Source organism: Corynebacterium pseudopelargi (assembly GCF_003814005.1).
Lineage (GTDB): Bacteria > Actinomycetota > Actinomycetes > Mycobacteriales > Mycobacteriaceae > Corynebacterium > Corynebacterium pseudopelargi.
This window is the reverse complement of the sequence record NZ_CP033898.1, coordinates 1,150,229-1,175,646: the sequence shown is the minus strand read 5'-3', so window position 1 is coordinate 1,175,646 and position 25,418 is coordinate 1,150,229. Positions and strand designations below refer to the sequence as shown.

The following is a 25,418-nucleotide window of genomic DNA, read 5'->3' as shown; positions in this document are numbered from 1 at the left end:
GCGTCACTGCCCGCCTAAAACCTGCAAGCTCTTAAGCCCTGCTTAGACCCTGCTTAGATCATGCGAACCACATAGGGGCTCATGCCCGACCAGCGAACCGGAGAAACCTGCACGGTGGAGCCGGATTGGGGTGCCTCGATCATTTGGCCATCGCCGAGGTAAATGGCCACGTGCTGCTCGGCATTGGGGCCGTAGAAGATGAGGTCGCCGCGCTGCATGTTGGCAGGTGCCACCTTGGTGCCACGCTGATACTGGTAGCCGGTGTAGTGCGGTAGTGCGATTCCCACGCCCGCAAAGGCGTAGACCACCAGGCCGGAGCAGTCGAAGCCAACCTTGTTGTAGTCGCCATAGGAGTCTGCAACGCCACCATCGCGGATACCGCGGGTAGGTCCGTTGGCGTTGCCACCACCCCATGCGTAAGGAACGCCGAGTTGCGACATGGCGCGGGCAATCACTGTCTCAATTTGAGAGCTTCGAGATCCATCGGTGACCGTTTCAGAGGCTTGCTCCGAAACGGATTCGTTCGTCTCAACCTGGACGCTATCGACGGCCTCGTTGCCGCTGGCCTGGGTGCCTTCAGGGTTTTGGATGGCATTGCCGCCTCCATTGCCTTCAAGCGAGGTGTGATCGGGCTGGGATGCCTCGATGAGCGCGGCTGCTGCCTCAGTGGATTTATCCTCAGAGGTCTCCTGTGCCTGCTTTGCCTCGTCGGCCTTTTCAGCTTCGGATTCCACCTTGGCCTTGGCTGCTTCGGCGGCCTTTTCTGCAGCTTCGAGGCGCTTTTGAGCCTCGGCCTTCTTGGCGGCGGCAGCCTTCTTTTCCGCCTCTGCCTTCTCATCAGCAGCCTTCTTCGCCTCAGCTTCGGCTTGCGCCTTCTGTGCTGCCTCGGCTTCTTCCCTGGCCTTCTTCGCAGCCGCTTCCTTGGCGCGCTGTTCTTCCAGGGCCTTCTGCTTGACTGCCTCGGCGGCCTTGGCGGCTTCTTCGGCCTTCTTACGCTCTTCTTCGGCCTTGATGTAGTCCTGGTATTCCTTGCGGTCGGATTCCAAGGCGCTTACGGTACCGCGGGCCTTATCCAGCTCTCGTTGGGCACGATCGCGTTCTGCCACCAGTTCGGCGCGCTTACGGATGTTTTGGTCGAGCTGCTTGGAGGCATCTTCGATCCGGGCCTCGGCCTCGTCCTTTTTCTCCTTGGCAATCTGCTCGCGGTCTTCGGCAATGTTGCGTGCCTCGCGCAGCCTGGATTCCTCATTGGCCTGCTCGGTGCGCAGTTTATCGAGCTTTTCGACGGTCTCCCGCTGCTTTTCAGCATTCACGCGCTTGAAGGTCTGACGGTCGAGAGCATCTTCGCTGGCTTCTGCACCAGCTAATTCAGAGACTCCGCGGTTGTTGCCACCTTGACGGCGGTACTCCGAACGCGAGATCTCGTCGAGGACCTTTTGGGCTTCTTCGATTTCCGCTTGAGTTTTGTCCAGATTCGCGCGGGCGCGCTTGACGCCTTCGCGTGCTTGCTCGGCGGAGGTTTCGACATCGTGGTAATCCACCAGTGCCTTGTTTACCGACTCGCGTAAACCACCCATCTCCATTTCGAGTTGGGAGATCTCGGCATCGGAGGAACTTACCTCGCTGACAAGGCTGGATACGCGACCCTCTGCCTGACCTGCCTCGGTGGTGGCCTGTGCGATTTCCGTATCAGAGGGGTTCCTCGGCTCAGCACCTGCGGGAAACGCGGTGCTTACTGCGAGCGAGGTCGAAAGCGTAAGTGCTGCTGCCACGCGAACCGCGGGGTACTTCGACGCAAAGCTTGACACAAATTCTCCTGTTCGCACGGCCCACACGCAGAAGGCTCCGCCGAGAGTAAAAGGCAGGCGTGAGTTAAGCATTCAGCGCTGTTCCGAGCAGGTTGTACACGTTGCACAGCTCGTTGAGGCAACCGCGAACATGCCTTTGTGTCTTGAGATCTCACTGCGTGCTTCCCCACATGCGCGACATCTGAAGTTGAAAGTCAAGGTTCTACAGTCGACTCACGAGCCGATAGCTGAACCATAAAACACATTGGCCACTTTGTCTGCATCTTCCCCTCCAGATCACCCCAGTAACATTGGTACTCAACTCCAACATCTAGACGGCAATACGGTGCTCACCCGCGGAAACTGTTATCAAAACGTCATAAATGTATCGTTGGTCACATTTTGGAAGATTATCGGCGTGGCAACCCCGCTTAGAGGAACGTCGAAAAGCTAAAAAGGCAAAAGAAAAGCCCACAGCCTTGACTTAAGACCGTGGGCTATGAAGGGGAAGTTAGTGCGCGCTGCGCCTTGCTCGCAGGAAAGTCACACCGGCGGTGAGCACAATGGCAATGCCGGTAATTCCCACCATGGTGATACCCGGCACCGGGTCCTCATCGAGCAAATGCGGCATGGCCTGCAACGCCACCGCACTATTGGGCTCATTAGACATCGGCGGCTGCAAGGACTCGATCTGCGCGCGGGTGAGTTCATCACTGACAATCACGGCAAGATCTGGCGACTTCACCACCACCGTGTCTACATCGTGTGCATCCTGCAGCTTGGTGGCCAGATCCCTAAATACATCGCTGCGCTGGCCTACATCGTCTAGCACCAGCACTTCCATGTTGCCAAAGGGGCGATCCTGCATCTGATCCACGATGCCCTGCAACTCTTCTTGCAAGGCGGGATTGGGAGATTCCAAGACGACGTCATGATCCTTCAAAGGCTCTTGAAAGCGATCGAAGTATTCCTGCGGAGTGGTCAACCTAGCTCCCCTGCTCGTTCAATGCCCGGTCTGGACCAGGCCTAATCTTTTGCCGCTGCCTTCACCACAACAATATGGAAAGGCAAGTTGTAGATCAGCTTTACATAGCTTGGCCGCCAAAATGGCGTGCAACGCCGGAAGAAGCCGAAGGCGACACGATCACCTAGATGGGGCTAGTAAACCCAAACAGAACGAACGTACTGTTAAAATACGCGTCAGGCGACGCTGCACCCGCTTTTACGCGCTAGGCTTAGTGCTACGAGGCGATGATGTTGCAGCGCCCGTAAGCTCGCAAACCAGCACACCTTGCTGGGGGTTCGGGTTTTGAAACAACATTCACGATAAGGAACTGGAGCTCACTGTGACTGAAAGCAAGAACTCCTTCAACGCCAAGCAAAAGCTTGAGGTTGGCGATAAGTCCTATGACTACTTCGCCCTCAATGCTGTTGATGGCCTGGAGAAGCTGCCGTACTCCCTGAAGGTTCTCGCCGAGAACCTTCTGCGCACCGAGGACGGCGCCAACATTACAACCGAGCACATCGAGGCGCTTGCACAGTGGGATCCCTCGGCTGAGCCGAATGTGGAAATTCAGTTCACTCCCGCGCGTGTGCTCATGCAGGACTTCACCGGCGTGCCCTGCGTGGTCGACCTTGCCACCATGCGCGAGGCCGTGAAGACCTTGGGCGGCGACCCCGATCAGGTCAACCCCCTCAACCCCGCCGAAATGGTGATCGACCACTCCGTGATCGTCGAAGCCTTCGGCTCCTCCGACGCTTTGGAAAAGAACGTCGAGATTGAATACGAGCGCAATGAAGAGCGCTACCAGTTCCTGCGTTGGGGCGCAGAGAACTTCTCCAACTTCCGTGTGGTTCCCCCCGGAACCGGCATCGTGCACCAGGTAAACATCGAGTACCTGGCACGCGTGGTCTTCGACAACAACGGCCTTGCCTACCCCGATACCTGTATCGGCACCGACTCCCACACCACCATGGAAAACGGCCTGGGCATCCTCGGCTGGGGCGTTGGCGGCATCGAGGCAGAGGCTGCCATGCTCGGCCAGCCTGTGTCCATGCTGATTCCTAAGGTTGTTGGCTTCAAGCTCACCGGCGAAATCCCGGTCGGCGTGACCGCTACCGACGTGGTACTCACCATCACCGAGATGCTGCGCGAGCACGGCGTGGTGCAAAAGTTTGTTGAGTTCTACGGCAATGGCGTGAAGTCCATTCCGCTGGCAAACCGCGCCACCATCGGCAACATGAGCCCCGAGTTCGGCTCCACCTGTGCGATCTTCCCGATCGACGAAGAGACCACCAAGTACATGCACCTCACCGGCCGCCCCGAAGAGCAGATCAAGCTCGTCGAGGCCTATGCCAAGGCACAAGGCATGTGGCTTGAGCAGGACGCTCCCGAGGCGAAGTACTCCGAATACCTCGAGCTGGACCTTTCCACCGTGGTTCCCTCCATTGCAGGCCCCAAGCGCCCCCAAGACCGCATCCTGCTGTCTGAGGCTAAGGAGCAGTTCCGCAAGGATCTGCCCACCTACGCCGATGGCGAAATCTGCGAGGAAGACGAAGGCCTCCAGGCTGTACGCATGGGCTCCGAGGGCGAGGACCAAAACGGTGACGAAGAAAACCTCGCACCGAGCTTCAACTCCTCCCGCGAGGGCCACGGCGAGACCCTGGCTACTAACGCCAAGGGCCGCCAGTCCAAGCCGGTTACTGTGCAGTCGCCTAATGGTGGCGAGTTCACCATCGACCACGGCATGGTTGCCATCGCTTCGATCACCTCTTGTACCAACACCTCGAACCCCTCGGTGATGATTGGTGCAGGCCTGATTGCCCGCAAGGCCGCCGAGAAGGGCCTGAAGGCAAAGCCATGGGTGAAGACCATCTGTGCTCCTGGCTCCCAGGTTGTTGATGGCTACTACCAGCGTGCAGACCTCTGGAAGGATCTTGAGGCTCTCGGCTTCTACCTCTCCGGCTTCGGCTGCACCACCTGTATTGGTAACTCCGGTCCCCTCCCGCAGGAGATCTCGGATGCCATCAACGAGCACGATCTGGCCGCAACCGCAGTGCTGTCGGGTAACCGTAACTTCGAGGGTCGTATCTCCCCGGATGTGAAGATGAACTATCTTGCATCCCCGATCATGGTCATCGCCTACGCCATCGCAGGCACCATGGACTTCGACTTCGAAAACGAAGCACTTGGCCAGGATCAGGATGGCAACGATGTCTTCTTGAAGGACATCTGGCCTTCCACCGAGGAGATCGAAAAGACCATCGCAGAGGCCATCTCCCGCGAGCTCTACGAGGCTGACTACGCCGACGTATTCAAGGGCGATGAGCAGTGGCAGAACCTCGACATCCCCACCGGCAAGACCTTCGAGTGGGATGAGGAATCCACCTACATCCGCAAGGCTCCTTACTTCGATGGCATGGAAGTAGAGCCCAAGCCGGTAGAGGACATCAAGGGCGCACGCGTGCTGGCTAAGCTGGGCGACTCGGTCACCACCGACCACATCTCCCCCGCTTCTTCCATCAAGCCCGGCACCCCGGCTGCTCAGTACCTCGACGCCAACGGTGTGGAGCGCAACGATTACAACTCGCTGGGTTCCCGTCGTGGTAACCACGAGGTGATGATGCGTGGCACCTTCGCCAACATCCGTCTGCAAAACCAGCTTGTCGACGTCGCAGGTGGCTACACCTTGGACTTCACCAAGGAAGACGCACCGCAGTCCTTCATCTTCGACGCTTGCGAAAACTACAAGGCTGCCGGCACCCCGCTGGTGGTACTCGCAGGCAAGGAGTACGGCACCGGTTCCTCCCGTGACTGGGCAGCAAAGGGCACCAACCTGCTCGGCGTGAAGGCCGTCATCACCGAGAGCTTCGAGCGTATTCACCGCTCCAACCTCATCGGCATGGGCGTGATCCCGCTGCAGTTCCCTGAAGGCGAGTCCCACGAGTCGCTCGGCCTTGATGGCCACGAGACCTTCGATATCACCGGTATCGAGGAGCTCAACGAGGGCACCACTCCGAAGACTGTTCACGTGACTGCCACCAAGGAGTCGGGTGAAACCGTCGAATTCGATGCAGTGGTTCGCATCGACACCCCCGGTGAAGCTGCGTACTACCGCCACGGCGGCATCTTGCAGTACGTGCTACGCCAGATGATCAAGGGCTAAACCCTGATCGTGTTGCAGGGGATCGGACACACCGGTCCCCTGCACTTTTTGTTTCAAGTTCTCCCTATTTCACCCAAGAAAGCCCCACCGCCATGCCTGTGGTTAGCAACGCCGAACTGAGCTCGCGCCGCCAAGAAATTCTCGAAGGTGCCAGGCGCTGCTTTGCCGAACACGGCTACGAAGGCGCTACCGTGCGTCGTCTCGAAGAAGCCGTAGGCAAATCCCGTGGGGCTATCTTCCACCACTTTGGCGACAAAGAACACCTCTTTTTAGCCCTGGCACGCGAAGATGCAACCCGCATGGCGGAAGTAGTAGCCCAGCACGGTCTGGTAGACGTCATGCGCGACATGCTCGCCCACCCAGAGCGCTATGACTGGTTTTTCACCCGTCTAGAGATCACCACCATGCTTCGCACTGACCCAGCATTTCGCACTCGCTGGCAAGAGCACCAAAGCGTTCTGGACAAAGCGGTTCGCGAAAGGCTCGAGCACAATGCCGCCCTTGGGCGCATGCGTGATGATGTGCCAATCGATGTGCTTCACCTGTACTTAGAGACCGTGCTCGACGGGTTTATTTCTCGCCTTGCCGCAGGTGAGAAGCAAGAACGCCTAGAGAGCATGCTCGATTTGGTTGAAGAGTCGATCCGCTTAAACACCGCCTGCAACCCTTAAGGTGCATCCGCAAAACTTTCGCAATCTAGACCAAGAGGTCTAGTATGGCTACATGCTCAATGTGCTGCTAGTTTCTGTTCGCACCGGCGAAGACGTGATCCAGGCCGAATACGAGGACATCCTCGACACCACCGGCTTGGATCCCCAGCAGATCACCCACCAAATTATTGACGATCCAGAAGACTCGATCGATCTTTCCGTCAAGGACTTCGATGGCATCATCGTTGGTGGCAGCCCGCTGAACGTCACCAACGAGGAATACACCCCCTGGCAGCACACCGTGCACCGTGAGCTTCGATCCCTGATTCACAGCGATATTCCAACGCTGTTCATCTGCTACGGCAACTCCTTTGTCACCGACGCCACCGGCGGCGTGGTGCGTAGAAACTTCCCCGAACAAGCAGGACCTAGCATGGTCGAAATCAGCCAGGCCGGCCAGCGCGATCCCCTGCTTGCAGGCCTACCCACATCCTTTTATGCCCTAAGCGGACACACCGAAAGCGCAGAAGAGCTACCTGGAGACGTCACCTTGCTCGCCAGCGGCCCGCACTGCCCTATTCAGGCCATCCGCGCCAATGCCACCACGTGGGCTACGCAGTTTCACCCAGAACTCACCCCAGAAGGCTTTGTTAAGCGCATCGGGTTTTATAAAGACTACGGCTACTTCAACGCCGCCGAGTTCGAACAGGTAGCCGATCGCGCCCGCAAGGTGGATACTCAAGCTGCCAACCAAATCATGCGCAACTTCCTCGATATTTGCACAGCTCATCGCAGCTAAACCCGCCACTGCTTGAGCGCGGCGAGCCCAAGGAGTTGATCCTCGGATAGGGCGTAGACACATCTGGCAGTAGGATGCTCGATATGTTTGCCATCATTTCTGTTACCGGTAAGGATCACACCGGCATTATCGCAGCGGTCTCAGCGGCCTGTGCTGAGCTGGAAGTAAATATTAATAACGTCTCTCAGACCATCATGGATGGTTACTTCACCATGATCCTGCACGTGTCTTTCGACGAGGAAGCCACCAGCATCGACGCCATCCAGGAGCGGATGCACCAGGTAGAAGAGCAAGAGGCGCTGGTGATTCGCATCCAGTCGCAGGCCATCTTCGACGCAATGAACACCATCTAGGTGGCCGCGATGCAACAACCAATGACCACCTTGCACTCCTCTTCCAATATCCTCGACACCATCGAGATGATCGAGCAATACCGCCTCGATATCCGCACAGTGACCATGGGCATCTCCTTGCTCGATTGCGTCCGAGGTTCCATGGAGGCCACCTGTGAGGCAGTAGAAGCAAAGATCACCCGCCTGGCTGCACGCCTGGTTCCCGAGTGCGAGGCAATTGAACGCGAACTCGGCATCCCGATCGTGAATAAGCGCATCTCCGTCACCCCAATCGCGCTGATCGCTGCCGCACACGAAGAATCCCCGGTTCCGCTGGCACATGCCCTCGACCGCGCCGCCAAGAAGGTAGGCGTGAACTTCGTGGGTGGCTATTCCGCGCTCGTAGAAAAGGGCATGACCCAGGGCGATCGCCGGCTGATTGCTTCTATCCCCGAAGCCTTGAGCCAGACCGATGTGGTGTGCTCTTCGGTCAACGTTGGTTCTTCTCGCGCAGGCATCAATATGGACGCCGTGCGCGAGCTCGGGCTCGTGATTAAGGAAGCTGCTGAGCTCACCAAGGACCGCGACGCCATCGCCTGCGCCAAGCTGGTGGTTTTTGCTAACTCCGTTGGCGATAACCCCTTTATGGCCGGTGCCTTCCACGGCGTAGAAGAGCCCGATTGCGTGGTAAGCGTGGGCGTTTCCGGCCCCGGCGTGGTCGATCGCGCACTCGGTTCCTTAGAAGGTGCAAGCCTCAACGAGGTGGCCGAGGAGATTAAGAAGGCCGCTTTTAAGATCACCCGCGCAGGCCAGCTCGTTGGCAATATGGCCTCTGAGCGTTTAGGGGTGCCTTTTGGCATCGTGGATCTCTCCCTCGCCCCCACTGCAGAGTTGGGCGACTCGGTAGCTCATATCCTCGAGCACATGGGCCTTGACCAAGCCGGGACCCACGGCACCACCGCTGCCCTGGCGTTGCTCAACGACGCAGTGAAAAAGGGCGGCATGATGGCGTGTTCGCGCATCGGTGGCCTGTCTGGCTCCTTTATTCCCGTGTCTGAAGATAAGGGCATGATCGACGCAGTTCGCGCCGGCAATATCTCTTTGGACAAGCTCGAAGCCATGACCGCGATTTGTTCTGTGGGCCTGGACATGGTGGCCATTCCAGGTGATACCACCGCCGCTCAGATTTCAGGCATGATCGCCGACGAAGCGGCAATCGGTGTGATGAACCATAAAACGACCGCGGTGCGCGTGATTCCTGTGCCCGGCACCAACCCTGGCGACGAGGTAAACTTCGGCGGCCTGCTCGGCTACGCACCGGTGATTCCCGTATCCAAGGTCGGCAACGAGGAATTCATTGCCCGCGGCGGCTTCATCCCCGCCCCGGTTCACGGTTTCAGAAATTAGCTTTTCGACGTCCAACGGCACCTATTTCCGGCCAAAAAGCAAGAACGCAGGCGAGCCCACACCATTGATCAAGGTGATGGGCAACCACCAGCCTTTCTTGCCGCGAATCTTTTCTGCTGGCAGGTGATACAGGTAATGCCAGGCAGCCAGCTTGGCCACAAGGTCGGCTCCTCAAATCACGAGGATGCCGGCCTTTTGTGTTCGGCTCAAGCTATTCCATTTGTCCTTGTTGGAACACTTTTTGCACTTCATGCTGATGAGGATACGCCTGCCTTAGCCAAGCGCGACGTGGCTTGGCCAGCAGCACTAGACTCGGCGTTATGTTTGAAGGATTTTCATTAGAGACGTTTCGTTCCCGCATCGATGCAGCCAAACAAGCGGCTGCAAAGGCTGGGTTGGACGGTGTCCTGATTACTCCTGGTCCTGACTTTGAGTACCTGTTGGATTCCAAGATGCATACGCATGAGCGCTTCGCCGGCCTCGTGCTGGGCGAACGCGACTTCATTTTTGCCCCTGGCGTAGACGTAGCCGATTTGAAAAGGTCCAAAGCAGGCGCGCTCGGGATCGAGATCCGCGGCTGGAATGACGGTGAGGATCCCTATAGCTTCGTGCCAGCAGGCAAACTGGCCGTGAGCGCAGCGATGACGGCCGATCACCTTATCGAGCTGCAAAGCCGCGGTGTGGAGGCCTTCAACGCCACGAAGGTGCTGGCAGAAACCTTTGTTAAAAAAGACGATGCCGAGATCCGGGAGCTCACCCGCGCAGCCGAAGCCATCGACGCGGTGCACCGTAAGGTTCCCGAACTCTTGCGCGCTGGTGTGACCGAGCGCGAGGTTGCCGATAAGCTGCGCGAGCTCATCCTTGAAGAGCACGTGGTGGTGGACTTCATCATCGTTGGCTCTGGTCCCCACGGCGCCGATCCGCACCACGACTTCTCTGATCGAGTGATTGAGGAAGGCGACATCGTGGTGGTCGACATTGGCGGCACCTTGGATTCTGGCTACCACTCCGATTGCACCCGCAACTATGTGGTGGGTGAACCCACTGATGAGCAGCAAGCAACCTACGACGTGCTGCAACAGGCACAGGAGGCAGGCCTGGCCTTTGCCAAGCCCGGCGTGCGCGCCGGCGAGGTGGACCAGGTGGTCCGAGACATCATCGAGGATGCTGGTTATGGCGAATTTTTCATCCACCGCACCGGCCACGGGATCGGGCTTTCTTGCCACGAAGAGCCCTTCATCATTGCTGGCAATGATGTGGTGTTACGCGAAGGCATGGCCTTTTCCATCGAACCCGGTGTGTACTTCCCTGGCCAATGGGGTGCCCGTGTAGAAGACATCGTGATCCTTGAAGCCGATGGCGCTCGTCCAATTAACCTCACACCACACGAGCTGCAAAGAGTTTAAGCAATACTCCTGATCTTCATGCGCCTGCAGCACTCGGTTGCAGGCGCATTGTTGTATGCACCGGATACACAAAAGGCAGGAGCCTGCCCAACACCTCCGAGAATATTCGGTGGGATGTAAAGGGAAGGCTCCTGCGGTGATGTGCCTGGTATATGCCTAGTGGTATAGACCTAGTGCACGTCGATGAACTTGCGGTTGATCCAGCCGCGCATGAGGAACATGATCAAGCCCACGCCTGCGGCACCGGCACACAGCGCCATGAAGTATGCGCGCTCTGCTCCGGCATCATTGGGATCGTAGAAGGCCGCCAGCGAACCAGACAGTGCGGTACCAAGGCTCACGCTGAGCATCCACAAGGCGAACATGCGCGTGGGGAATGCTGCCGGTGCAAGGCGGGTTGCCATGGAGTTACCCACGGGGCTTAGCAGCAGCTCTGCCATGGTGAGCAGGAAGAGGATTAGTGCCAGCACCCAGAAAGGCGTGGAGTTGGCTTCTCCGCCTGCAAAGGGCAAGAAGATGAGCATGGTCAGACCGGATACCATCAGCGCCAAAGCGAACTTCACGCCATAGGTGGGCTGCCTATTGCCGAGTTTGGTCCACATGGAGGCAAAGACGCCGGCGAAGATGATAATGAACAGCGGGTTGATGGACTGCACCATGCCTGGTGGCACTTCCCAGCCGAAGAGATTGCGGTTGAGGCGTTGGTCGGAATAGACGGCGAGCACGGTGAATTGCTGCTGGAAGATGGAGAAGAACAAGACGCCGGCAATAAACATCGGGATAAAACCGATGAGCCTGGAGCGTTCGTCGGCAGTGACAAGATCAGAGCGGTACATCTCTACCCAGAGGCCAACGGCAATCAACAGCGCGATCAAGGCCGTGATGTTAGAGAGCTGGTTTACATGCAGCACGCCGCTAACAAAAAGCATGACAAAGCCGAGAATCACTACGGCTGCGCCGATAAACACCGGCAGGTACTTGCTCTTGGGAAGCGGGTTAGCAACCTCGTGGCCGGCATCTTTGATGGTTTGCTTACGCATCAAGATGTACTGGATCAAGCCGATGGCCATCATCAATGCCGCGGCACCAAAGCCCCAGTGGAAGCCCTTCCAACCCCACAAGGCGTTGGTGATCAGCGGGCCGAGCAGGCCGCCGATATTCACGCCCATGTAGTAGATGGAAAAACCGCCATCACGGCGAGGATCCTCGCGATCATAGAGCTGGCCGAGCACCACCTGCGAGGTGGTCTTGAGGCCACCTGAGCCCACGGCAATGCACACCAGACCGATTGCTACGCCAACAAAGCCCGGCAAAATAGCCAGGCTGATGTGACCGCACATGACCAAGATGGCGGAATAGAACAGGGTGCGTTCTGCCGAGAGGATGCGGTCTGCCACCCAGGCGCCGGCAACGCTGGTGAGGTACACCAGACCGCCGTAGGCGCCGACGATGGACAAGGCCGTCGATTCCTGCATGCCCAGGCCGCCATCGGCCACTGAGTAATACAGGTAGTAGGCCAAGAGTGCCTGAAGGCCGTAGAAGCTGAAACGCTCCCACATCTCTACGCCGGAAAGGTTCGCTAGACCCCAAGGATGACCGAAAAACTGACGCTCGTTGGCAGAATGTGCTGCCGATGGGTCAGGTTCATGTGTATCGGAGCGCACAAGAAACTCCCTTGTTATGTGTTCGTGCAGATCATCGAACTATAACACTCAAGTGAATACGCCCACGATTCAGCCCTCCTGTGACCCGGATTGCCAAGCGTGCCGCCCTTGCTTGGAGGAGTTGCGCCGATTACAGCGCCGGCCAAAGGGTGGATCTCCACCACGGGTTTCTTAGGCGAGCTCGACAATCTCCATGTACTCGTCATTCCACAAGTCCTCATCGCCATCTGGGAGCACGATGACTCGTTCTGGTTCTAAGGCACGCACTGCCCCAGGATCGTGGGTTACCAGCACCACGGCGCCTTGATAGCTTCGGAGTGCGTCGAGTACTTGTTCTCGCGAGACTGGATCTAGGTTATTGGTTGGCTCGTCAAGCAATAACACATTGGCGCGCGAGGACACGAGCGCGGCTAGGGCAAGGCGAGTTTTCTCACCACCGGATAACGTGCCGGCAGGTTGGTCGAGCTGTTCTCCAGAGAACATGAAGGCACCGAGTAGGCCTCGCAGGTCTTGCTCCCCTGCTTCTGGGCAGGCCTCAATGGTGTTTTGCCACACCGATTTTTCAGGATCAATGGTGTCGTGCTCCTGGGCAAAGTAGCCGATCTTGAGCCCATGGCCAGTAACGATCCCGCCTTCACCATCGGTGCGCTCTACCCCGGCGAGCAATTTGAGCAAGGTGGTTTTACCTGCGCCATTAAATCCAAGCACGACCACCCTGGATCCTTTATCAATGGCAAGGTCGACGCCAGCGAATACTTCGAGGGAGCCATACATTTTGGTCAGACCCTTGGCGTGCAGCGGTGTTTTGCCACAGGGTGCCGGCGTGGGGAATTGGATATGGGCCACGCGATCTTGTTGGCGCACCTCATCTAATGAGCCCATCATGCGCTCAGCGCGAGCCAGCATCTGTTTTGCTGCAGCAGCCTTGGTGGCCTTTGCACCCAAGCGTGCGGCTTGATCCTTTAAGGCCGCGGCCTTCTTTTCGGCATTGGCGCGCTCACGCCTACGCCGAGCCTCATCCGTGGCGCGGGCGTCTTTGTATTTGGAAAAGCTCATGTTGTACACATCAGCCTCTGCACGCACCGCGTCTAAGAACCACACCTTATTGCACACGGCATCAAGCAGTTCCACGTCGTGCGAGATCATGATCAGGCCACCTTCATGCTTAGTAAGAAAATGGCGCAACCAGGTGATCGAATCAGCATCAAGGTGGTTCGTTGGTTCGTCGAGAAGCAAGGTTACTTGCGACTTTCCCGAACCTGCGCTGGCGGCAAACAGGATCTGTGCCAACTCCACTCGGCGACGCTGACCACCAGAAAGAGTGCTGAGTTTTTGGTCGAGGATGCGGGCAGGAAGCCCGAGGTTATCGCAGATGCGAGCGGCCTCGGAGGAAGCCTCATAGCCGCCGAGGGCGTGGTAGCGCTCCTCTAAACGCGAGTATTTGCGAATAGCCGCGTCTCGCTTGCTGGGCTGCTCGGTTGTTTCCATGATCTCTTGTTGGCGTTCCATGGATTGCACGATCTGATCTAAGCCACGGGCAGATAACACCCTGTCGCGGGCAGTCTGCTCGATATTGCCTTCCCTGGAATCCTGCGGCAGATAACCAATCTCGCCACTTCGGATCACAGTGCCCGCATAGGGTTCGGTCTCGCCAGAAAGGATACGCATGGTGGTGGTTTTGCCAGCACCATTGCGCCCCACAAGCCCGATGCGATCTCCTGGCTGGACCCGAAGATGTTGGCCAGGGGCATGCAGCAAGGTTCGAGCGCCAACGCGCACTTCCAGATCATTGGTCACAATCACGAGGCAAGAGCCTATCAGGCTGGAAAAATTGGCAGTTTCACCACCTACGGTGGGCGTCGAAAAGCAAAAAGCGCCATCACACAGGATGCGATGACGCTTTCGGGGGGGGTGTTGAGCTATACCGAGAATCCGAGGGCTCGAAGCTGCTCGCGGCCTTCCTCGGTGATCATGTGCGGACCCCACGGTGGCATCCACACCCAGTTCAGGGTCAGGGACTCTGCTACACCATTGCCCACGACTGCTTGCTGCGCTTGGTCTTCTAACACATCGGTAAGAGGACAAGCCGGAGAGGTAAGCGTCATGTTCACGTGCGCGTGCGTCTCGTTTTCCATCCAAATGTCGTAGACCAGACCGAGGTCTACCACGTTGATGCCGAGCTCTGGGTCAATCACGTCGCGGAGGTATTCTTCTACATCCGCTGCCTTAGCCAGATCGGCCTCAGACTGCTCGGGGCGTTGCGGTTGTTGTTCTTGTGCGTTATCGCTCACGTTATTGCTCCTGTGCTTCTAGTGCCTCGGATGTCGCTGCTTGAAACGCTTTCCAACCAAGCAGGGCGCATTTCACACGCGCCGGATATTTCGATACCCCGGCAAAGGCGATGCCGTCGCCAATGAGCTCATCATCGCCTTCCACTTTGCCGCGGGAGGTGATCATCTTTTCAAACTCCGCGAGCTTTTCCATCGCCGCCTCTACAGGCTGGCCCACGACCTCTTCTGCCATCACCGAGGTGGAGGCCTGAGAAATCGAGCAGCCTTCAGCGTCATAGGACACGTCTTCTACCGTCTTGCCGTCCTGAGAAAGATGCACACGCAAGGTGATCTCATCGCCACAGGAAGGATTGACGTGGTGGACTTCTGCACCATAGTTTTCCCGCAAGCCAGCGTGGTGCGGGTTTTTATAGTGATCCAGGATCACTTCCTGGTACATAGACTCAAGGTTCATGATCTACTCATCCTCTACTTGGAAGAAGCGTTTCGCGTAGACGATCGCATCGACCAGGGCGTCGACTTCCTCCTTGGTGTTGTACAGGTAGAAGGAGGCGCGGGCTGTGGATTGCACCTTCATGCTCCTGTGGGCTGGCCATGCGCAGTGGTGTCCTACGCGGATGCACACGCCACGATCATCGAGCACTTGGCCTAAATCGTGTGGGTGCAGGCCTTCCACCACAAAGCTCACGGCGGCGCCGCGGTGATCTGCAGTGTTTGGGCCGATGATTCGCAACCCCGGAATCTGCTGCAGGCGTTGCAGTGCGTAGGCACAAAGCATGTGCTCATGGGCCTCAATGCGTTCCATTCCCACTTCGTTGAGGAATTTCACGGCCTCTCCAAGGCCTACCACCTGGCTATTCATCTGGGTGCCGGCTTCAAATCGTTGCGGTGGCGGTGCGAAGGTTGAACCTTCCATCTTCACCACTTCGATCATGGAGCCACCAGTAAGAAATGGCGGGAGCTGGGCAAGAATATCGCGCTTGCCATAGAGCGCACCTACACCTTGAGGCCCGCACATCTTGTGCCCGGAAAAGGCTGCGAAGTCTACATCCAGGGCGTGGAAATCCACGGGCATGTGTGGCACCGATTGGCACGCATCCAGCACGGTCAGTGCTCCTACCTCGCGTGCGCGAGCCACCAATTCGGCCACATCAGCCTGGGCACCGGTCACATTCGACTGGTGGGTAAAGGCCACCACCTTCACGCTTGGGTCAAGGCTAAGCGAATCGAGGTCGATGCGCCCGTCTTCGGTGGCGCTGTACCACTTCAGCTTCGCGCCGGTGCGGTGGCATAGTTCCTGCCAGGGCACCAGATTGGCGTGGTGTTCGATCTCGGTGACGACCACGGTGTCGCCTTCGCTTACCGCCAGATCCCCTGCCCGTTGGTCTCCGAGGACATAGGCCACCAGGTTCAACGCTTCGGTTGCGTTCTTGCAAAAGGCAAGCTCATCGCCATCGGCGCCGACGAAGTCTGCGATGGCGTCGCGGGCGTCTTCGTAGGCGTCAGTAGCTTCTTCTGCCAATTGGTAGGCACCCCGGTGCACTGGTGCATTGGTGTGCAGCACGAAGTGTTCCTCAGCGCGCCAGACGCGCTCGGGGCGCTGAGAGGTAGCGCCCGAGTCGAGATATACCAGGGGCATATCATTGCGCACTGTGCGCTTCAGGATCGGGAATTCGGCGCGGATCGCTTCAACGTCGAGCGTGCCGTCTTCAAGGCTAAAGCGGCTCATGAAATGAACTTGTCGTAGCCGTTCGCCTCAAGCTCGTCGGCAAGCTCGGGGCCACCGGATGTCACGATCTGGCCGTTGGCAAAAACGTGCACGTGATCGGGCTGCACATAGTTCAAGATGCGCTTGTAGTGGGTAATCATGATGATGCCGCCGTTGGTTTCTTCCTGGTAGCGGTTGATTCCCTCGGACACGATGCGCAGGGCATCCACGTCCAAACCGGAGTCGGTTTCATCCATCACTGCGAACTTGGGGCGCAGCAGGTCAAGCTGCAGCACCTCGTGGCGCTTCTTCTCGCCGCCGGAGAAGCCCTCGTTGACCGAACGCTCGGCAAAGGCCTTGTCAATGGCGAGCTGATCCTGGGCCTGACGTACTTCTTTGACCCATTCGCGCAGCTTCGGTGCCTCGCCGCGCACAGCGGTGGCTGCGGAGCGAAGGAAGTTTGCCATGGAAACGCCCGGGATCTCCGTGGGGTACTGCATGGCCAGGAACAGGCCGGCGCGGGCGCGCTCGTCTACCTCAAGGTCGAGGAGGTTTTCGCCGTCGAGCAGCACCTCGCCTTCGGTGATCTCGTAGCGGGGGTGGCCGGCCAAGGTGTAGGCCAAGGTGGACTTACCGGAACCGTTGGGACCCATGATCGCGTGGGTTTCACCGGAGTTCACGGTGAGGTTGACGCCCTTCAGAATGGGCTTGGGCTTAGCGTTTTCGTCGGCGGGGATAACCTGGGCGTGCAGATTGCGAATTTCAAGTGTGCTCATGCGTATCGTTTTCTTTCAGCTTTGTTGGGGATTCGTTGGGGCTTAGCGCGTTTTTGCTTTGAGGGTGTCGAGTTCTTCTGCCACTCGTCGCTCAAGCTCCTCGCGAATATCAGCAACGGGGATGCGGCCAATGACCTCAGAGAAGAAGCCACGAACAATCAAGCGGCGAGCTTCTTCTGCGGGGATGCCGCGTGAACGCAAGTAGAACTCTTGCTCATCATCAAAACGACCCACGGTGGCGGCGTGGCCTGCACCGGCGATCTCGCCAGTTTCAATTTCCAGGTTCGGAACGGCATCGGCGCGCGCACCCTCGGTGAGCACCAGGTTGCGGTTGGCCTCATAGGTGTCGGTGCCTTGGGCATTGGCGCGGATCAGCACGTCGCCAACCCAAGCAGTCCTGGCCTCAGGCTTATCGGATTCCTTATCGGCCTGCAGCGCACCCTTGTACAGCACGTTGGAGCGGCAGTTGGGCACCGCGTGATCCACCAGCAGGCGCTGTTCAAAGAACTGTCCGTCATCTGCGAAGTACACGCCGAGCATCTCGGCGTCGCCACCGGGAGCACTAAAGCGCACGCGGGGAACGATACGGACGATCTCGCCGCCGAATACTGCGACGTTGTGGCGCAAAACCGCATCGCGGCCAAGGACGGCTGCCTGGCCAGAAAGGTGCACGGCATCGTCATCCCAGGAAGCGTCGACGATCACGGTGAGCTTTGCGTTGTCCCCAACAATGAATTCCACATTGTCGGCATGCGTGCCGGAGCCGGTATAGCGCAGGTCTACTACGGCCTCGGCGCCTTGAGCCACGTCGATTACGAGGTGGCCAAAGCTGGTTACGCCTTCACCTTTGCCCTGCACATGCACGGTCACAGGCTCGGTGTTGTGGGAATCCTTCTCGAAGTGCACATAGCGAGCTTTTTCAGCGGAGCTAAATGCTTGGGCACCAACGCGATCCACGGCGCCTCCGGTGCGGCGCAGGCGCTCGTCGCCAGGCTCCAAGATGGCAGTCTCTACACCTTGAGCACCTTCGGGCACGGTGATCTCTACGTTGGGGACCACGGCTTGGGCGAATTCGCCATTGTGCAGCCCGCGCAGGCGGCGCAGCGGCACAAATTGCCACACCTCATCTTTGCCGTGAGGGACGTCGAAGTCTGCAACATCAAAGGAGGTGAACAGGTCGCCCTTGTTGTTGTGGACGGTTGCGTTTTTTACAGTTGCATCGGCCATGTGGATTAACCCACCGATCCTTCCATCTGCAGTTCGATCAAACGGTTGAGCTCCAGGGCGTATTCCATGGGCAGCTCCTTGGCAATGGGCTCGACAAAGCCGCGAACGATCATGGCCATTGCCTCGTCTTCGGCGATACCGCGGGACATGAGGTAGAACAATTGCTCCTCGGAAACCTGCGACACGGTGGCCTCGTGGCCAAGTGAGACGTGGTCATTACGGATGTCGTTATAGGGGTAGGTATCCGAACGCGAGATGTTATCTACCAGCAGCGCGTCACATTCCACATTCGAGGTGGAGTGGTGAGCGTTGGCGTTAATGCGCACCAAACCGCGATAAGCCGCGCGACCGCCACCACGGGCAACGGACTTGGACACGATGTTGGAGGAGGTGTGCGGGGCCATGTGAGTCATCTTCGCACCGGTGTCTTGGAATTGGCCTTCACCAGCAAAGGCAACCGAGAGCACTTCGCCTTTGGCATAAGGGCCGGTCATCCACACTGCCGGGTACTTCATGGTCACCTTGGAACCGATGTTGCCGTCCACCCATTCCATGGTCGCGCCCTCTTCGCACTTGGTGCGCTTGGTCACGAGGTTGTAGACGTTGTTGGACCAGTTCTGGATGGTGGTGTAGCGGCAACGGCCACCCTTTTTCACGATGATTTCCACCACGGCGGAGTGCAGCGAATCCGACTTATAAATCGGCGCGGTGCAGCCTTCCACATAGTGCACGTAGGCATCTTCATCCACGATGATCAGCGTGCGCTCGAACTGACCCATGTTTTCGGTGTTGATGCGGAAATACGCCTGCAGCGGAATCTCGACGTGCACGCCCTTGGGCACGTAGATAAAGGATCCACCGGACCACACTGCGGAGTTGAGTGCGGAGAATTTATTGTCGCCGGCAGGGATCACGGTGCCGAAGTACTCCTTGAAGAGTTCTTCGTGCTCGCGCAAGGCGGTGTCGGTATCGACAAAGATCACGCCTTGGCTTTCGAGGTCCTCGCGAATCTGGTGGTAGACCACCTCGGATTCGTACTGGGCGGCCACACCAGCAACAAGGCGCTGCTTTTCAGCCTCGGGGATGCCGAGCTTGTCGTAGGTGTTTTTAATGTCTTCGGGCAGGTCTTCCCAGGTGGTGGCCTGCTGTTCGGTAGAACGCACGAAGTACTTGATGTTGTCGAAGTCGATATCCGACAAATCGGCACCCCAGGTAGGAAGCGGCTTCTTATCAAAGATGCGCAATGCCTTGAGGCGCTGTTCAAGCATCCATTCGGGCTCATTCTTCTTGGCAGAAATGTCCCGAACGACGTCTTCGTTTAATCCGCGGCGCGCCGAGGCACCGGCGGCGTCGGAGTCATGCCAGCCGTAATTGTATGGGCCGATGGACTCGATGATCTCGTCGTCGGTCTGCGGTGCATGTGACGTCGCTTGTGTCATGAACCGCTCCTTTCTGTGGGGTGATGTTCTTCGGGTGTAACTATCGGGGTGATTGGAATATTGGTCGTGCACAAATCGTGACCATCAGCGATCGATGCCAGCGGTTGCACATGGTGGCCCAGCAAGGCCGCGATGGCCTCATGCTCTGCCTCGCACAATTCTGGAAACTGTGCGGCCACTCCTGAGATAGGACAGTGATGCTGGCAGATCTGCACGCTGTGTCCAGCATTACTCAATGTGGCCTCGTGCCCGTGGCTGCATAGCGCCTCGACTAGCTTTTCGGCGATCTGCTCAATGGCAGATTCCTCGGCAGTTGCAGGCTTTTCGACGCCAGCGAGCAGCTCTTCAGCGCGTTTGCGGGCAAAGGCGCGAACAGCGGCATCCCCGCCGGTTTCTTTCAGCGTTTGCAATGCCTGATAAGCCAGCTCATCGTAGCCATGGCCGAATTGGGCGCGGCCTTGGTCCGTAAGGCGAAAGGCCTTGGCAGGCCTGCCACGTCCTTTGTGGGCACTCCCGCGAGGCGGGGCTACTTCTGCCAGGCCATCTTCGATGAGGGCATCAATATGGCGGCGGATCCCCGTTGGGGTGAGTTCAAGCCGAGCGGCGATGGCCGAGGCGCTAATGGGCGCATCTTTGAGCATCACGCTCATGATTTGGCGCCTAGTTTCACCTTCTACGCTTCGCGTTTCTTTCAGGCTTTCACTCGACTTTGCCATTGGGGATCCACCTCCTTCATGCTGCCGGCTTCTTGGCTCTCAAGTCACGACGGTGCAATTCCTGCGTGCACCTTTTAGCAACACTAATATGTCGCTATTTCTTCCGCCAACAGCAACACGCCCGAGCTGCAACAACAAACATGCAGGTTAGGGTGCCCTTATCCGAATGTGCGTCGAAAACTCCGAAGGCAGACGCCTGCCCTAGGCCTCGCGCCCATCGGCCGCAGTACCTCATCGCGGATTCGCTAATATGAGCCTCGTGCACAAAAAACCCGGGAACCTCCAGCGAGCCATCTTGCGGCCTTTGAGAGCACTTCGCCGGGAACTGCCAAGGATCGGCGCTGCAGGCTCACGCTCAACCACCCTGCATATCGACGATGCCCCCTCGGGTTTAGCCACCCGAATCGTGGCCGAAGCCCCACCGAGTAGCTCAGATGCCACCCTGGTGGCCACGGCGACCGGCGCCGATCTGCTGGATCCAGCCCACCACGACGAACCTTCCCCCATTCCCGCTGCAGCCCGAAAGCAATCTGCCCCACAGCCACTGCAATTGAGTTATGCGGAATTGCGGCGCTTTGCCATCTTGCGCTGGATGGGCACCGTGGGCGCTTTGCTCTTAGGTCTTGGCGCCTTAGGTGCTGGGGCGTTGCCGGTGCGCGAAAATCCCTATAACGGTTTCCCGCTCGGTTCTTTGATGGGCAGGATGCTGCAGGCATCCACAGTATTGAGCTTTATTGGCATCGGATTGATCGTGGCCGCCTGGTTACTCATGGCACCGTTTACCGGTGCCCTATGGCGCCCAAATCAACGCGCCGCTGGGCTGGTATCGAGCTCCATGCTCAAAAGAACCTTCGTGGCATGGACCTTCCCAATTTTGCTCAGCGCCCCGATGTTTACCCAAGACATCTACTCGTATCTGGCCAACGGCAAAATTATTCGCATGGGCCTCGACCCCTATAGCGCAGGCCCTATTGATCTGCTCGGTGCCGGCGACATCCTGGCGCGCAGCGTGCCATTTATCTGGGCGCACTCCCCTTCCCCTTATGGCCCAGTTGCCCTCGGGCTCGCCTCAGCCATTAGTTGGCTTACCCAAGACAGCATCGTCTGGGCGGTGGCGGTACATAGGCTCTTCGCCATCGCGGGCGTAGCCCTTGCGGCCTGGGCGGTGCACCGGCTTGCTCTGCGGTGCCACGTCACCCCACAGGCGGCGTTTTGGCTCGGAATTCTCAACCCCATCACCATTTTGCACCTCATTGGAGGTATCCATAACGAGGCAATCATGCTCGGCCTGGCCATGGCCGGCATGGAGTTTGGGCTCAGGGCAAGTGATCGCATCGTGCTCGGGCGCGTGCGAAGCGCCATGGGCTTTCTCATTCTCTCCGGCGTGCTGCTGAGCTGCGCCGGGATGGTGAAGGTGACCGGATTTTTAGGGCTGGGCTTTGTGGGCATGTCCTTCGCCCGCGCCCTTCATGCTCGCGGCTCAAGGCACCTAACTGCCATTGGCATCGCTGCTGCTGCCTATCTTGCTGTGCTGCTGTGCAGCATTGCGCTGATCAGCGTGATCACCGGGATCCCCCTTGGTTGGATCAGCGGCCAAGGCGGGGCGGTGTCGATCCGAAGCTGGATGTCGATTACCACCGCCATCGGCGTGATCAGCGGCGGCTTGGGCATGCTGCTGGAATTAGGTGATCACACCGAGGCCATCCTCACAGTGACACGAGCAGCCGGGCTCGTAGTAGCCGCCGCATTTATCCTGCGCATGCTCCTTGCCACCTACCGCGGCACCATCGCCGCCATCGGCGGTCTCGGCGTGGCCACGTTTGTCTTGGTGATCTTCTTTCCGGTGGTCCACCCCTGGTACATGCTCTGGGCGATCATCCCGCTTTCTGCCTGGGCCAACCGCGTGATCTTCCGCTGGGCGGTCACGGCCTATTCGGCGCTGGTGAGCTTCTTCGTGCTTCCGCGAGGTTTATCGCTGCCACCAGGAACGGTGCTGAGTATTTATCTTTCCGCTGCGGTGGCTTTTGGAGTTTCTTGGTGGTTTTTGCGGTGGGTATTCAACCGCCCGAGCCGTCGGGGCTTAAACTAGTGTGCCGTGATCGCTCAAAGCGCAGAATTAGCCCTGGAATTAGACACGGTAACCAAATCCTTTGGAGCCAAAACGGCCGTGAACGGTCTTTCGCTGCGCGTTGCTCGCGGTGAGGTCCTAGCCCTGCTTGGCCCAAATGGTGCCGGAAAAACCACCACCATTGAGATGTGCGAGGGCTTCCTACGCCCCACCAGCGGCAGCATCCGGGTGCTCGGGCTCGACCCCAGCCGCAGCCCCGATGCCCTCAGGCAAAGGGTGGGCATCATGCTCCAAGGCGGCGGCTCGTATTCAGGTGTGCGCGTAGAAGAGATGCTCAAGCTCACCGCCAGCTATTGCAAAGACCCGCTCGACGTAGAGTGGCTGCTTGAGCTCCTCGGCCTAACCGGGGTGCGCAAAACCACCTACCGGCGCTTATCGGGCGGCCAGCAGCAGCGACTTTCCCTTGCCTTGGCACTGGTGGGGCGCCCCGAGCTGGTGTTTTTAGATGAACCCACAGCCGGTATGGATGCACAATCGCGCTTGGTGGTCTGGCGGCTGATTCATCAGCTCCAAAGCGATGGCGTGACCGTTGTGCTCACCACCCACCTCATGGACGAAGCAGAGGCCCTGGCCGATGCCGTAGCCATCATGGATCGCGGAGTGCTCGTTGCAAGCGGTACCCCCAATGAGTTGCGTCAGTCGAGCAACCAGGCGGCGTCGATAAGCTTCCAAACCACCGCACCGCTGGATGCCTCAGCGCTATCGGATCACTTGGCCGAACACCTCACGCAGACGCGTCCTTTGCACTATCACCTTCGCACCACCCCCACCCCGGAGCTTGTGGCCGCGATCTGCCAGGCGGCGGCGGCTCAAGACGTGCTGATTCACCACTTAGATACCGACACCCCCACCCTGGAAGATATCTTCCTTGACCTCACTGGCCGCGAGCTCAGGAGCTAAGACCATGGCAACACGCAAACGCACCCTCGATGCTCATACCTTCGAACCTGGCACCTTCAGCCCCAACCCCGCCCGCGCCTCAGTGGCCTCGATGCTTCGCGCCCAAGGGGTCATGGAGGCCAAGCTTTTCATGCGCCACGGCGAGCAGTTGCTCTTAAGCTTCATCATTCCCCTGGCAGGCTTGGTTGGCTTGTACTTCTTCCCGGTAGCGAATACCGAAATGGACAATGTGGTGCCGACGATCCTGGCCATGGCTGCCATGAGCTCAGGGTTTACCGGTCAAGCCATCTCCCTTGCCTTCGACCGCCGCTATGGCGCGCTGAAACGCACCGGTGCCAGTGGCGTGCCTGCTTGGACGATCGTGCTAGGCAAAATCATCGGCGTGCTTGCCGTGAGCTTCGTGCAATTGCTACTGCTTGGCTCCACCGCGATGTTTCTTGGCTGGCACCCAGATGGCATTGGCATCGTCTTCGGTCTGATCCTCTTTTTCTTCGGCGTTGCCACCTTCACCACCTTCGGGCTGCTCATGGGCGGATCACTGTCTTCCGAACTCGTTTTGGGCTTTGCCAATTTGCTCTGGTTCGCCCTGGTCGGCGTCGCCTCGATCGCCATGATCAGCCCTACTCCCCCAAGCATGGGCCTAGAACTTGTGCCTTCCGTTGCGCTTGCCGACGGCCTCAGGACCGCATTTTCCGGCTCGATGCCAGGCCCACAGCTCGTTATTTTGGCCGGCTATTGCGCCATCGGCGGCCTCGGTGCCAGCCGCTGGTTCAAGTTCAACTAAGCCCCTGTGTCCTATTCCACTCGCCATGTCCGTGGCGGGATCTGCGCGGCAAGGGGCGGCGATTGTTGCCCATTTTCGCAGATAACACAGCCTTTGTGGCCCTCACAGCCTGCGCTGCCACAGCGAGGTGCCACTGCGACGCGCGAGCCGGGGATCACGCCAAAGCGCATAGCGCAGCAAGGTAGAATCGTTGATCGTGGCTACACAAACAACTTCTGCTCAAAAACCTTGGCTACAGCGCATCCGGCGGCATAAGACTCAAAGCATGCTGGCGTTTTTGCTCATGGTGGCCCAAGGCGGCATCACCGTGACCGGTTCGATCGTGCGCGTTACTGGCTCAGGCCTCGGCTGCAATACTTGGCCAAATTGTCACGACGGCTCGCTGGTTCCCGTAGAAGGCGCAGCTCCTTGGATCCAGCAGCTCATCGAATTTGGCAATCGCCTCTTAACCTTCGCCCTGATCGCTATCGCCATCGCCTTGCTCATTTCGGTGCTCAAGCGACGCAAAGAGATCATCGTGTACGCACTGCTGCAGTGCTTTGGCATCGTGGTCCAGGCAGTTATTGGGGGTATCTCGGTTCACCTAGACCTCAAGTGGTGGGCCGTTGCCCTGCACTTCCTGCCCTCCATGATCCTGGTGTGGCTGGCAGCAGTGCTGTGGGTGCGAGTAAATCAGCCAGATGAGGGCACTCCTCGCGTGATCATTCCGCAGTCGCTGCGCGCACTCGCCGTCTTCGGCGCCATCTTGCTTTCCATCGTGCTGGTAACCGGCACCATGGTCACCGGCGCGGGCGTTCACGCCGGCGATACAGGCGTTGGCATGGAAGGCCGCCTCGATGTAGACCTCGGACTGATGGCACACATCCACGCCTGGGTCATGTACGTCTACTTGGCTGTCACCATCGTGCTCGTTGGCGCCCTGGTGGCAAAGAAGGCCCCTGCGAATCTCCAACGCACCGGCTGGCTGCTGATCATCATGATCGTGGTGCAAGCCGGCGTGGGTATTTTGCAGTTCCGTCTCGGTGTACCGCGTTGGACCGTGCCCGTACACATCGGCCTCTGCTCCTTCGTGGTGGCATGCTGTGCCGTGCTGTGGGCACAAGGCAAGGTGCGCGAGGTTCAAGCCTCCCGCGTGCAATAACACTTGTAGCCCAGCCAGGGCTGCACAACAGCAAAGCATCGAGCTCAACACAGGCCGCGTAGCGTGGAACATTCGCCCACCCTGCGCGGCATTGTTG

General features: G+C 58.4%; 22 protein-coding genes. 10 read left to right on the top strand and 12 right to left on the bottom strand.

All coding sequences use genetic code 11. From position 1 onward, the window contains the following. Window positions 1–53: 53 nt before the first annotated feature. Both CPPEL_RS05540 and CPPEL_RS05535 read right to left on the bottom strand, forming a co-directional pair. Entirely contained in the window at window positions 54–1,772 is a 1,719-nt protein-coding gene (locus CPPEL_RS05540) for a DIP1281 family NlpC/P60 protein (protein WP_245990536.1), read from the bottom strand. Between the two features lie 526 nt (window positions 1,773–2,298). Beyond that, entirely contained in the window at window positions 2,299–2,772 is a 474-nt protein-coding gene (locus CPPEL_RS05535) for an Rv1476 family membrane protein (RefSeq protein ID WP_123960197.1), read from the bottom strand. Between the two features lie 361 nt (window positions 2,773–3,133). On the opposite strand from CPPEL_RS05535, the gene acnA reads away from it, so the two are divergent. The 5 genes from acnA to CPPEL_RS05510 all read left to right on the top strand — a co-directional run bounded on the left by acnA (window position 3,134) and on the right by CPPEL_RS05510 (window position 9,141). Continuing rightward, on the top strand, window positions 3,134–5,953 hold the full coding sequence (acnA, locus tag CPPEL_RS05530; RefSeq protein ID WP_123960196.1) for an aconitate hydratase AcnA: 2,820 nt from the start codon (window positions 3,134–3,136) through the stop codon (window positions 5,951–5,953). A 92-nt stretch (window positions 5,954–6,045) separates the two neighbouring features. After that, complete coding sequence (locus CPPEL_RS05525; RefSeq protein WP_123960195.1) at window positions 6,046–6,624, top strand: TetR/AcrR family transcriptional regulator; 579 nt, start codon at window positions 6,046–6,048, stop codon at window positions 6,622–6,624. A 52-nt stretch (window positions 6,625–6,676) separates the two neighbouring features. Continuing rightward, a complete protein-coding gene (locus CPPEL_RS05520; RefSeq protein WP_123960194.1) occupies window positions 6,677–7,402 on the top strand; it encodes a glutamine amidotransferase in 726 nt (241 codons plus the stop codon). An 83-nt stretch (window positions 7,403–7,485) separates the two neighbouring features. After that, entirely contained in the window at window positions 7,486–7,755 is a 270-nt protein-coding gene (locus tag CPPEL_RS05515) for an ACT domain-containing protein (protein ID WP_123960193.1), read from the top strand. A gap of 21 nt (window positions 7,756–7,776) precedes the next feature. Further along, entirely contained in the window at window positions 7,777–9,141 is a 1,365-nt protein-coding gene (locus CPPEL_RS05510) for a PFL family protein (protein WP_123961240.1), read from the top strand. A gap of 21 nt (window positions 9,142–9,162) precedes the next feature. On the opposite strand, the gene CPPEL_RS11285 is transcribed toward CPPEL_RS05510, so the two are convergent. Continuing rightward, window positions 9,163–9,300, bottom strand: a complete 138-nt coding sequence (locus tag CPPEL_RS11285) for a hypothetical protein (protein WP_245990517.1) — start codon at window positions 9,298–9,300, stop codon at window positions 9,163–9,165. 161 nt (window positions 9,301–9,461) lie between these two features. Between CPPEL_RS11285 and CPPEL_RS05500 the strand changes: the two genes are divergently transcribed. Beyond that, window positions 9,462–10,547, top strand: a complete 1,086-nt coding sequence (locus CPPEL_RS05500; protein WP_123960192.1) for a M24 family metallopeptidase — start codon at window positions 9,462–9,464, stop codon at window positions 10,545–10,547. A gap of 170 nt (window positions 10,548–10,717) precedes the next feature. On the opposite strand, the gene CPPEL_RS05495 is transcribed toward CPPEL_RS05500, so the two are convergent. The 9 genes from CPPEL_RS05495 to CPPEL_RS05455 form a co-directional block, all read right to left on the bottom strand. Next, complete coding sequence (locus CPPEL_RS05495) at window positions 10,718–12,211, bottom strand: peptide MFS transporter (protein WP_123960191.1); 1,494 nt, start codon at window positions 12,209–12,211, stop codon at window positions 10,718–10,720. 171 nt (window positions 12,212–12,382) lie between these two features. Beyond that, window positions 12,383–14,014, bottom strand: a complete 1,632-nt coding sequence (locus tag CPPEL_RS05490) for an ABC-F family ATP-binding cassette domain-containing protein (RefSeq protein ID WP_123960190.1) — start codon at window positions 14,012–14,014, stop codon at window positions 12,383–12,385. Window positions 14,015–14,130: 116 nt separating this feature from the next. Beyond that, on the bottom strand, window positions 14,131–14,502 hold the full coding sequence (locus CPPEL_RS05485) for a metal-sulfur cluster assembly factor (protein WP_123960189.1): 372 nt from the start codon (window positions 14,500–14,502) through the stop codon (window positions 14,131–14,133). Window position 14,503: 1 nt separating this feature from the next. Then, on the bottom strand, window positions 14,504–14,956 hold the full coding sequence (gene sufU / locus CPPEL_RS05480) for a Fe-S cluster assembly sulfur transfer protein SufU (protein WP_123960188.1): 453 nt from the start codon (window positions 14,954–14,956) through the stop codon (window positions 14,504–14,506). Window positions 14,957–14,959: 3 nt separating this feature from the next. Next, the gene (locus CPPEL_RS05475; protein ID WP_123960187.1) at window positions 14,960–16,231 is read right to left on the bottom strand and encodes a cysteine desulfurase; all 1,272 of its coding nucleotides are present in this window, start codon (window positions 16,229–16,231) and stop codon (window positions 14,960–14,962) included. Beyond that, window positions 16,228–16,986 carry a Fe-S cluster assembly ATPase SufC gene (gene sufC / locus CPPEL_RS05470; RefSeq protein WP_123960186.1) on the bottom strand — a complete coding sequence of 253 codons (759 nt, stop codon included), beginning with the start codon at window positions 16,984–16,986 and terminating at the stop codon, window positions 16,228–16,230. The genes CPPEL_RS05475 and sufC overlap by 4 nt, the downstream gene beginning before the upstream one ends. A 42-nt stretch (window positions 16,987–17,028) precedes the next feature. After that, complete coding sequence (gene sufD, locus CPPEL_RS05465; RefSeq protein ID WP_123960185.1) at window positions 17,029–18,213, bottom strand: Fe-S cluster assembly protein SufD; 1,185 nt, start codon at window positions 18,211–18,213, stop codon at window positions 17,029–17,031. Window positions 18,214–18,218: 5 nt separating this feature from the next. Further along, entirely contained in the window at window positions 18,219–19,652 is a 1,434-nt protein-coding gene (gene sufB / locus CPPEL_RS05460) for a Fe-S cluster assembly protein SufB (RefSeq protein WP_123960184.1), read from the bottom strand. Further along, complete coding sequence (locus CPPEL_RS05455; RefSeq protein WP_123960183.1) at window positions 19,649–20,368, bottom strand: helix-turn-helix transcriptional regulator; 720 nt, start codon at window positions 20,366–20,368, stop codon at window positions 19,649–19,651. Before CPPEL_RS05455 ends, sufB begins: the two co-directional genes overlap by 4 nt. Window positions 20,369–20,618: 250 nt before the next feature. On the opposite strand from CPPEL_RS05455, the gene mptB reads away from it, so the two are divergent. The 4 genes from mptB to CPPEL_RS05435 all read left to right on the top strand — a co-directional run bounded on the left by mptB (window position 20,619) and on the right by CPPEL_RS05435 (window position 25,321). After that, entirely contained in the window at window positions 20,619–22,457 is a 1,839-nt protein-coding gene (gene mptB, locus CPPEL_RS05450) for a polyprenol phosphomannose-dependent alpha 1,6 mannosyltransferase MptB (protein WP_123960182.1), read from the top strand. A 6-nt stretch (window positions 22,458–22,463) separates the two neighbouring features. After that, on the top strand, window positions 22,464–23,396 hold the full coding sequence (locus CPPEL_RS05445; RefSeq protein WP_123960181.1) for an ABC transporter ATP-binding protein: 933 nt from the start codon (window positions 22,464–22,466) through the stop codon (window positions 23,394–23,396). Between the two features lie 4 nt (window positions 23,397–23,400). Continuing rightward, window positions 23,401–24,180, top strand: coding sequence for an ABC transporter permease (locus CPPEL_RS05440; RefSeq protein ID WP_123960180.1), 780 nt, complete (start codon window positions 23,401–23,403; stop codon window positions 24,178–24,180). A gap of 265 nt (window positions 24,181–24,445) precedes the next feature. Beyond that, on the top strand, window positions 24,446–25,321 hold the full coding sequence (locus tag CPPEL_RS05435; protein WP_123961239.1) for a COX15/CtaA family protein: 876 nt from the start codon (window positions 24,446–24,448) through the stop codon (window positions 25,319–25,321). Window positions 25,322–25,418 lie beyond the last annotated feature (97 nt).

What these genes read in the sequence shown, in the direction of transcription:
- CPPEL_RS05525 (WP_123960195.1), top strand. Translation starts at nt 6,046, where the DNA reads ATGCCTGTGGTTAGCAACGCCGAACTGAGCTCGCGCCGCCAAGAAATT.
- CPPEL_RS05520 (WP_123960194.1), top strand. Translation starts at nt 6,677, where the DNA reads ATGCTCAATGTGCTGCTAGTTTCTGTTCGCACCGGCGAAGACGTGATC.
- CPPEL_RS05515 (WP_123960193.1), top strand. Translation starts at nt 7,486, where the DNA reads ATGTTTGCCATCATTTCTGTTACCGGTAAGGATCACACCGGCATTATC.
- CPPEL_RS05510 (WP_123961240.1), top strand. Translation starts at nt 7,777, where the DNA reads ATGACCACCTTGCACTCCTCTTCCAATATCCTCGACACCATCGAGATG.
- CPPEL_RS05500 (WP_123960192.1), top strand. Translation starts at nt 9,462, where the DNA reads ATGTTTGAAGGATTTTCATTAGAGACGTTTCGTTCCCGCATCGATGCA.
- sufU (WP_123960188.1), bottom strand. Translation starts at nt 14,956, where the DNA reads ATGAACCTTGAGTCTATGTACCAGGAAGTGATCCTGGATCACTATAAA.
- CPPEL_RS05475 (WP_123960187.1), bottom strand. Translation starts at nt 16,231, where the DNA reads ATGAGCCGCTTTAGCCTTGAAGACGGCACGCTCGACGTTGAAGCGATC.
- sufC (WP_123960186.1), bottom strand. Translation starts at nt 16,986, where the DNA reads ATGAGCACACTTGAAATTCGCAATCTGCACGCCCAGGTTATCCCCGCC.
- sufD (WP_123960185.1), bottom strand. Translation starts at nt 18,213, where the DNA reads ATGGCCGATGCAACTGTAAAAAACGCAACCGTCCACAACAACAAGGGC.
- sufB (WP_123960184.1), bottom strand. Translation starts at nt 19,652, where the DNA reads ATGACACAAGCGACGTCACATGCACCGCAGACCGACGACGAGATCATC.
- CPPEL_RS05455 (WP_123960183.1), bottom strand. Translation starts at nt 20,368, where the DNA reads ATGGCAAAGTCGAGTGAAAGCCTGAAAGAAACGCGAAGCGTAGAAGGT.
- mptB (WP_123960182.1), top strand. Translation starts at nt 20,619, where the DNA reads ATGAGCCTCGTGCACAAAAAACCCGGGAACCTCCAGCGAGCCATCTTG.
- CPPEL_RS05440 (WP_123960180.1), top strand. Translation starts at nt 23,401, where the DNA reads ATGGCAACACGCAAACGCACCCTCGATGCTCATACCTTCGAACCTGGC.
- CPPEL_RS05435 (WP_123961239.1), top strand. Translation starts at nt 24,446, where the DNA reads ATGCTGGCGTTTTTGCTCATGGTGGCCCAAGGCGGCATCACCGTGACC.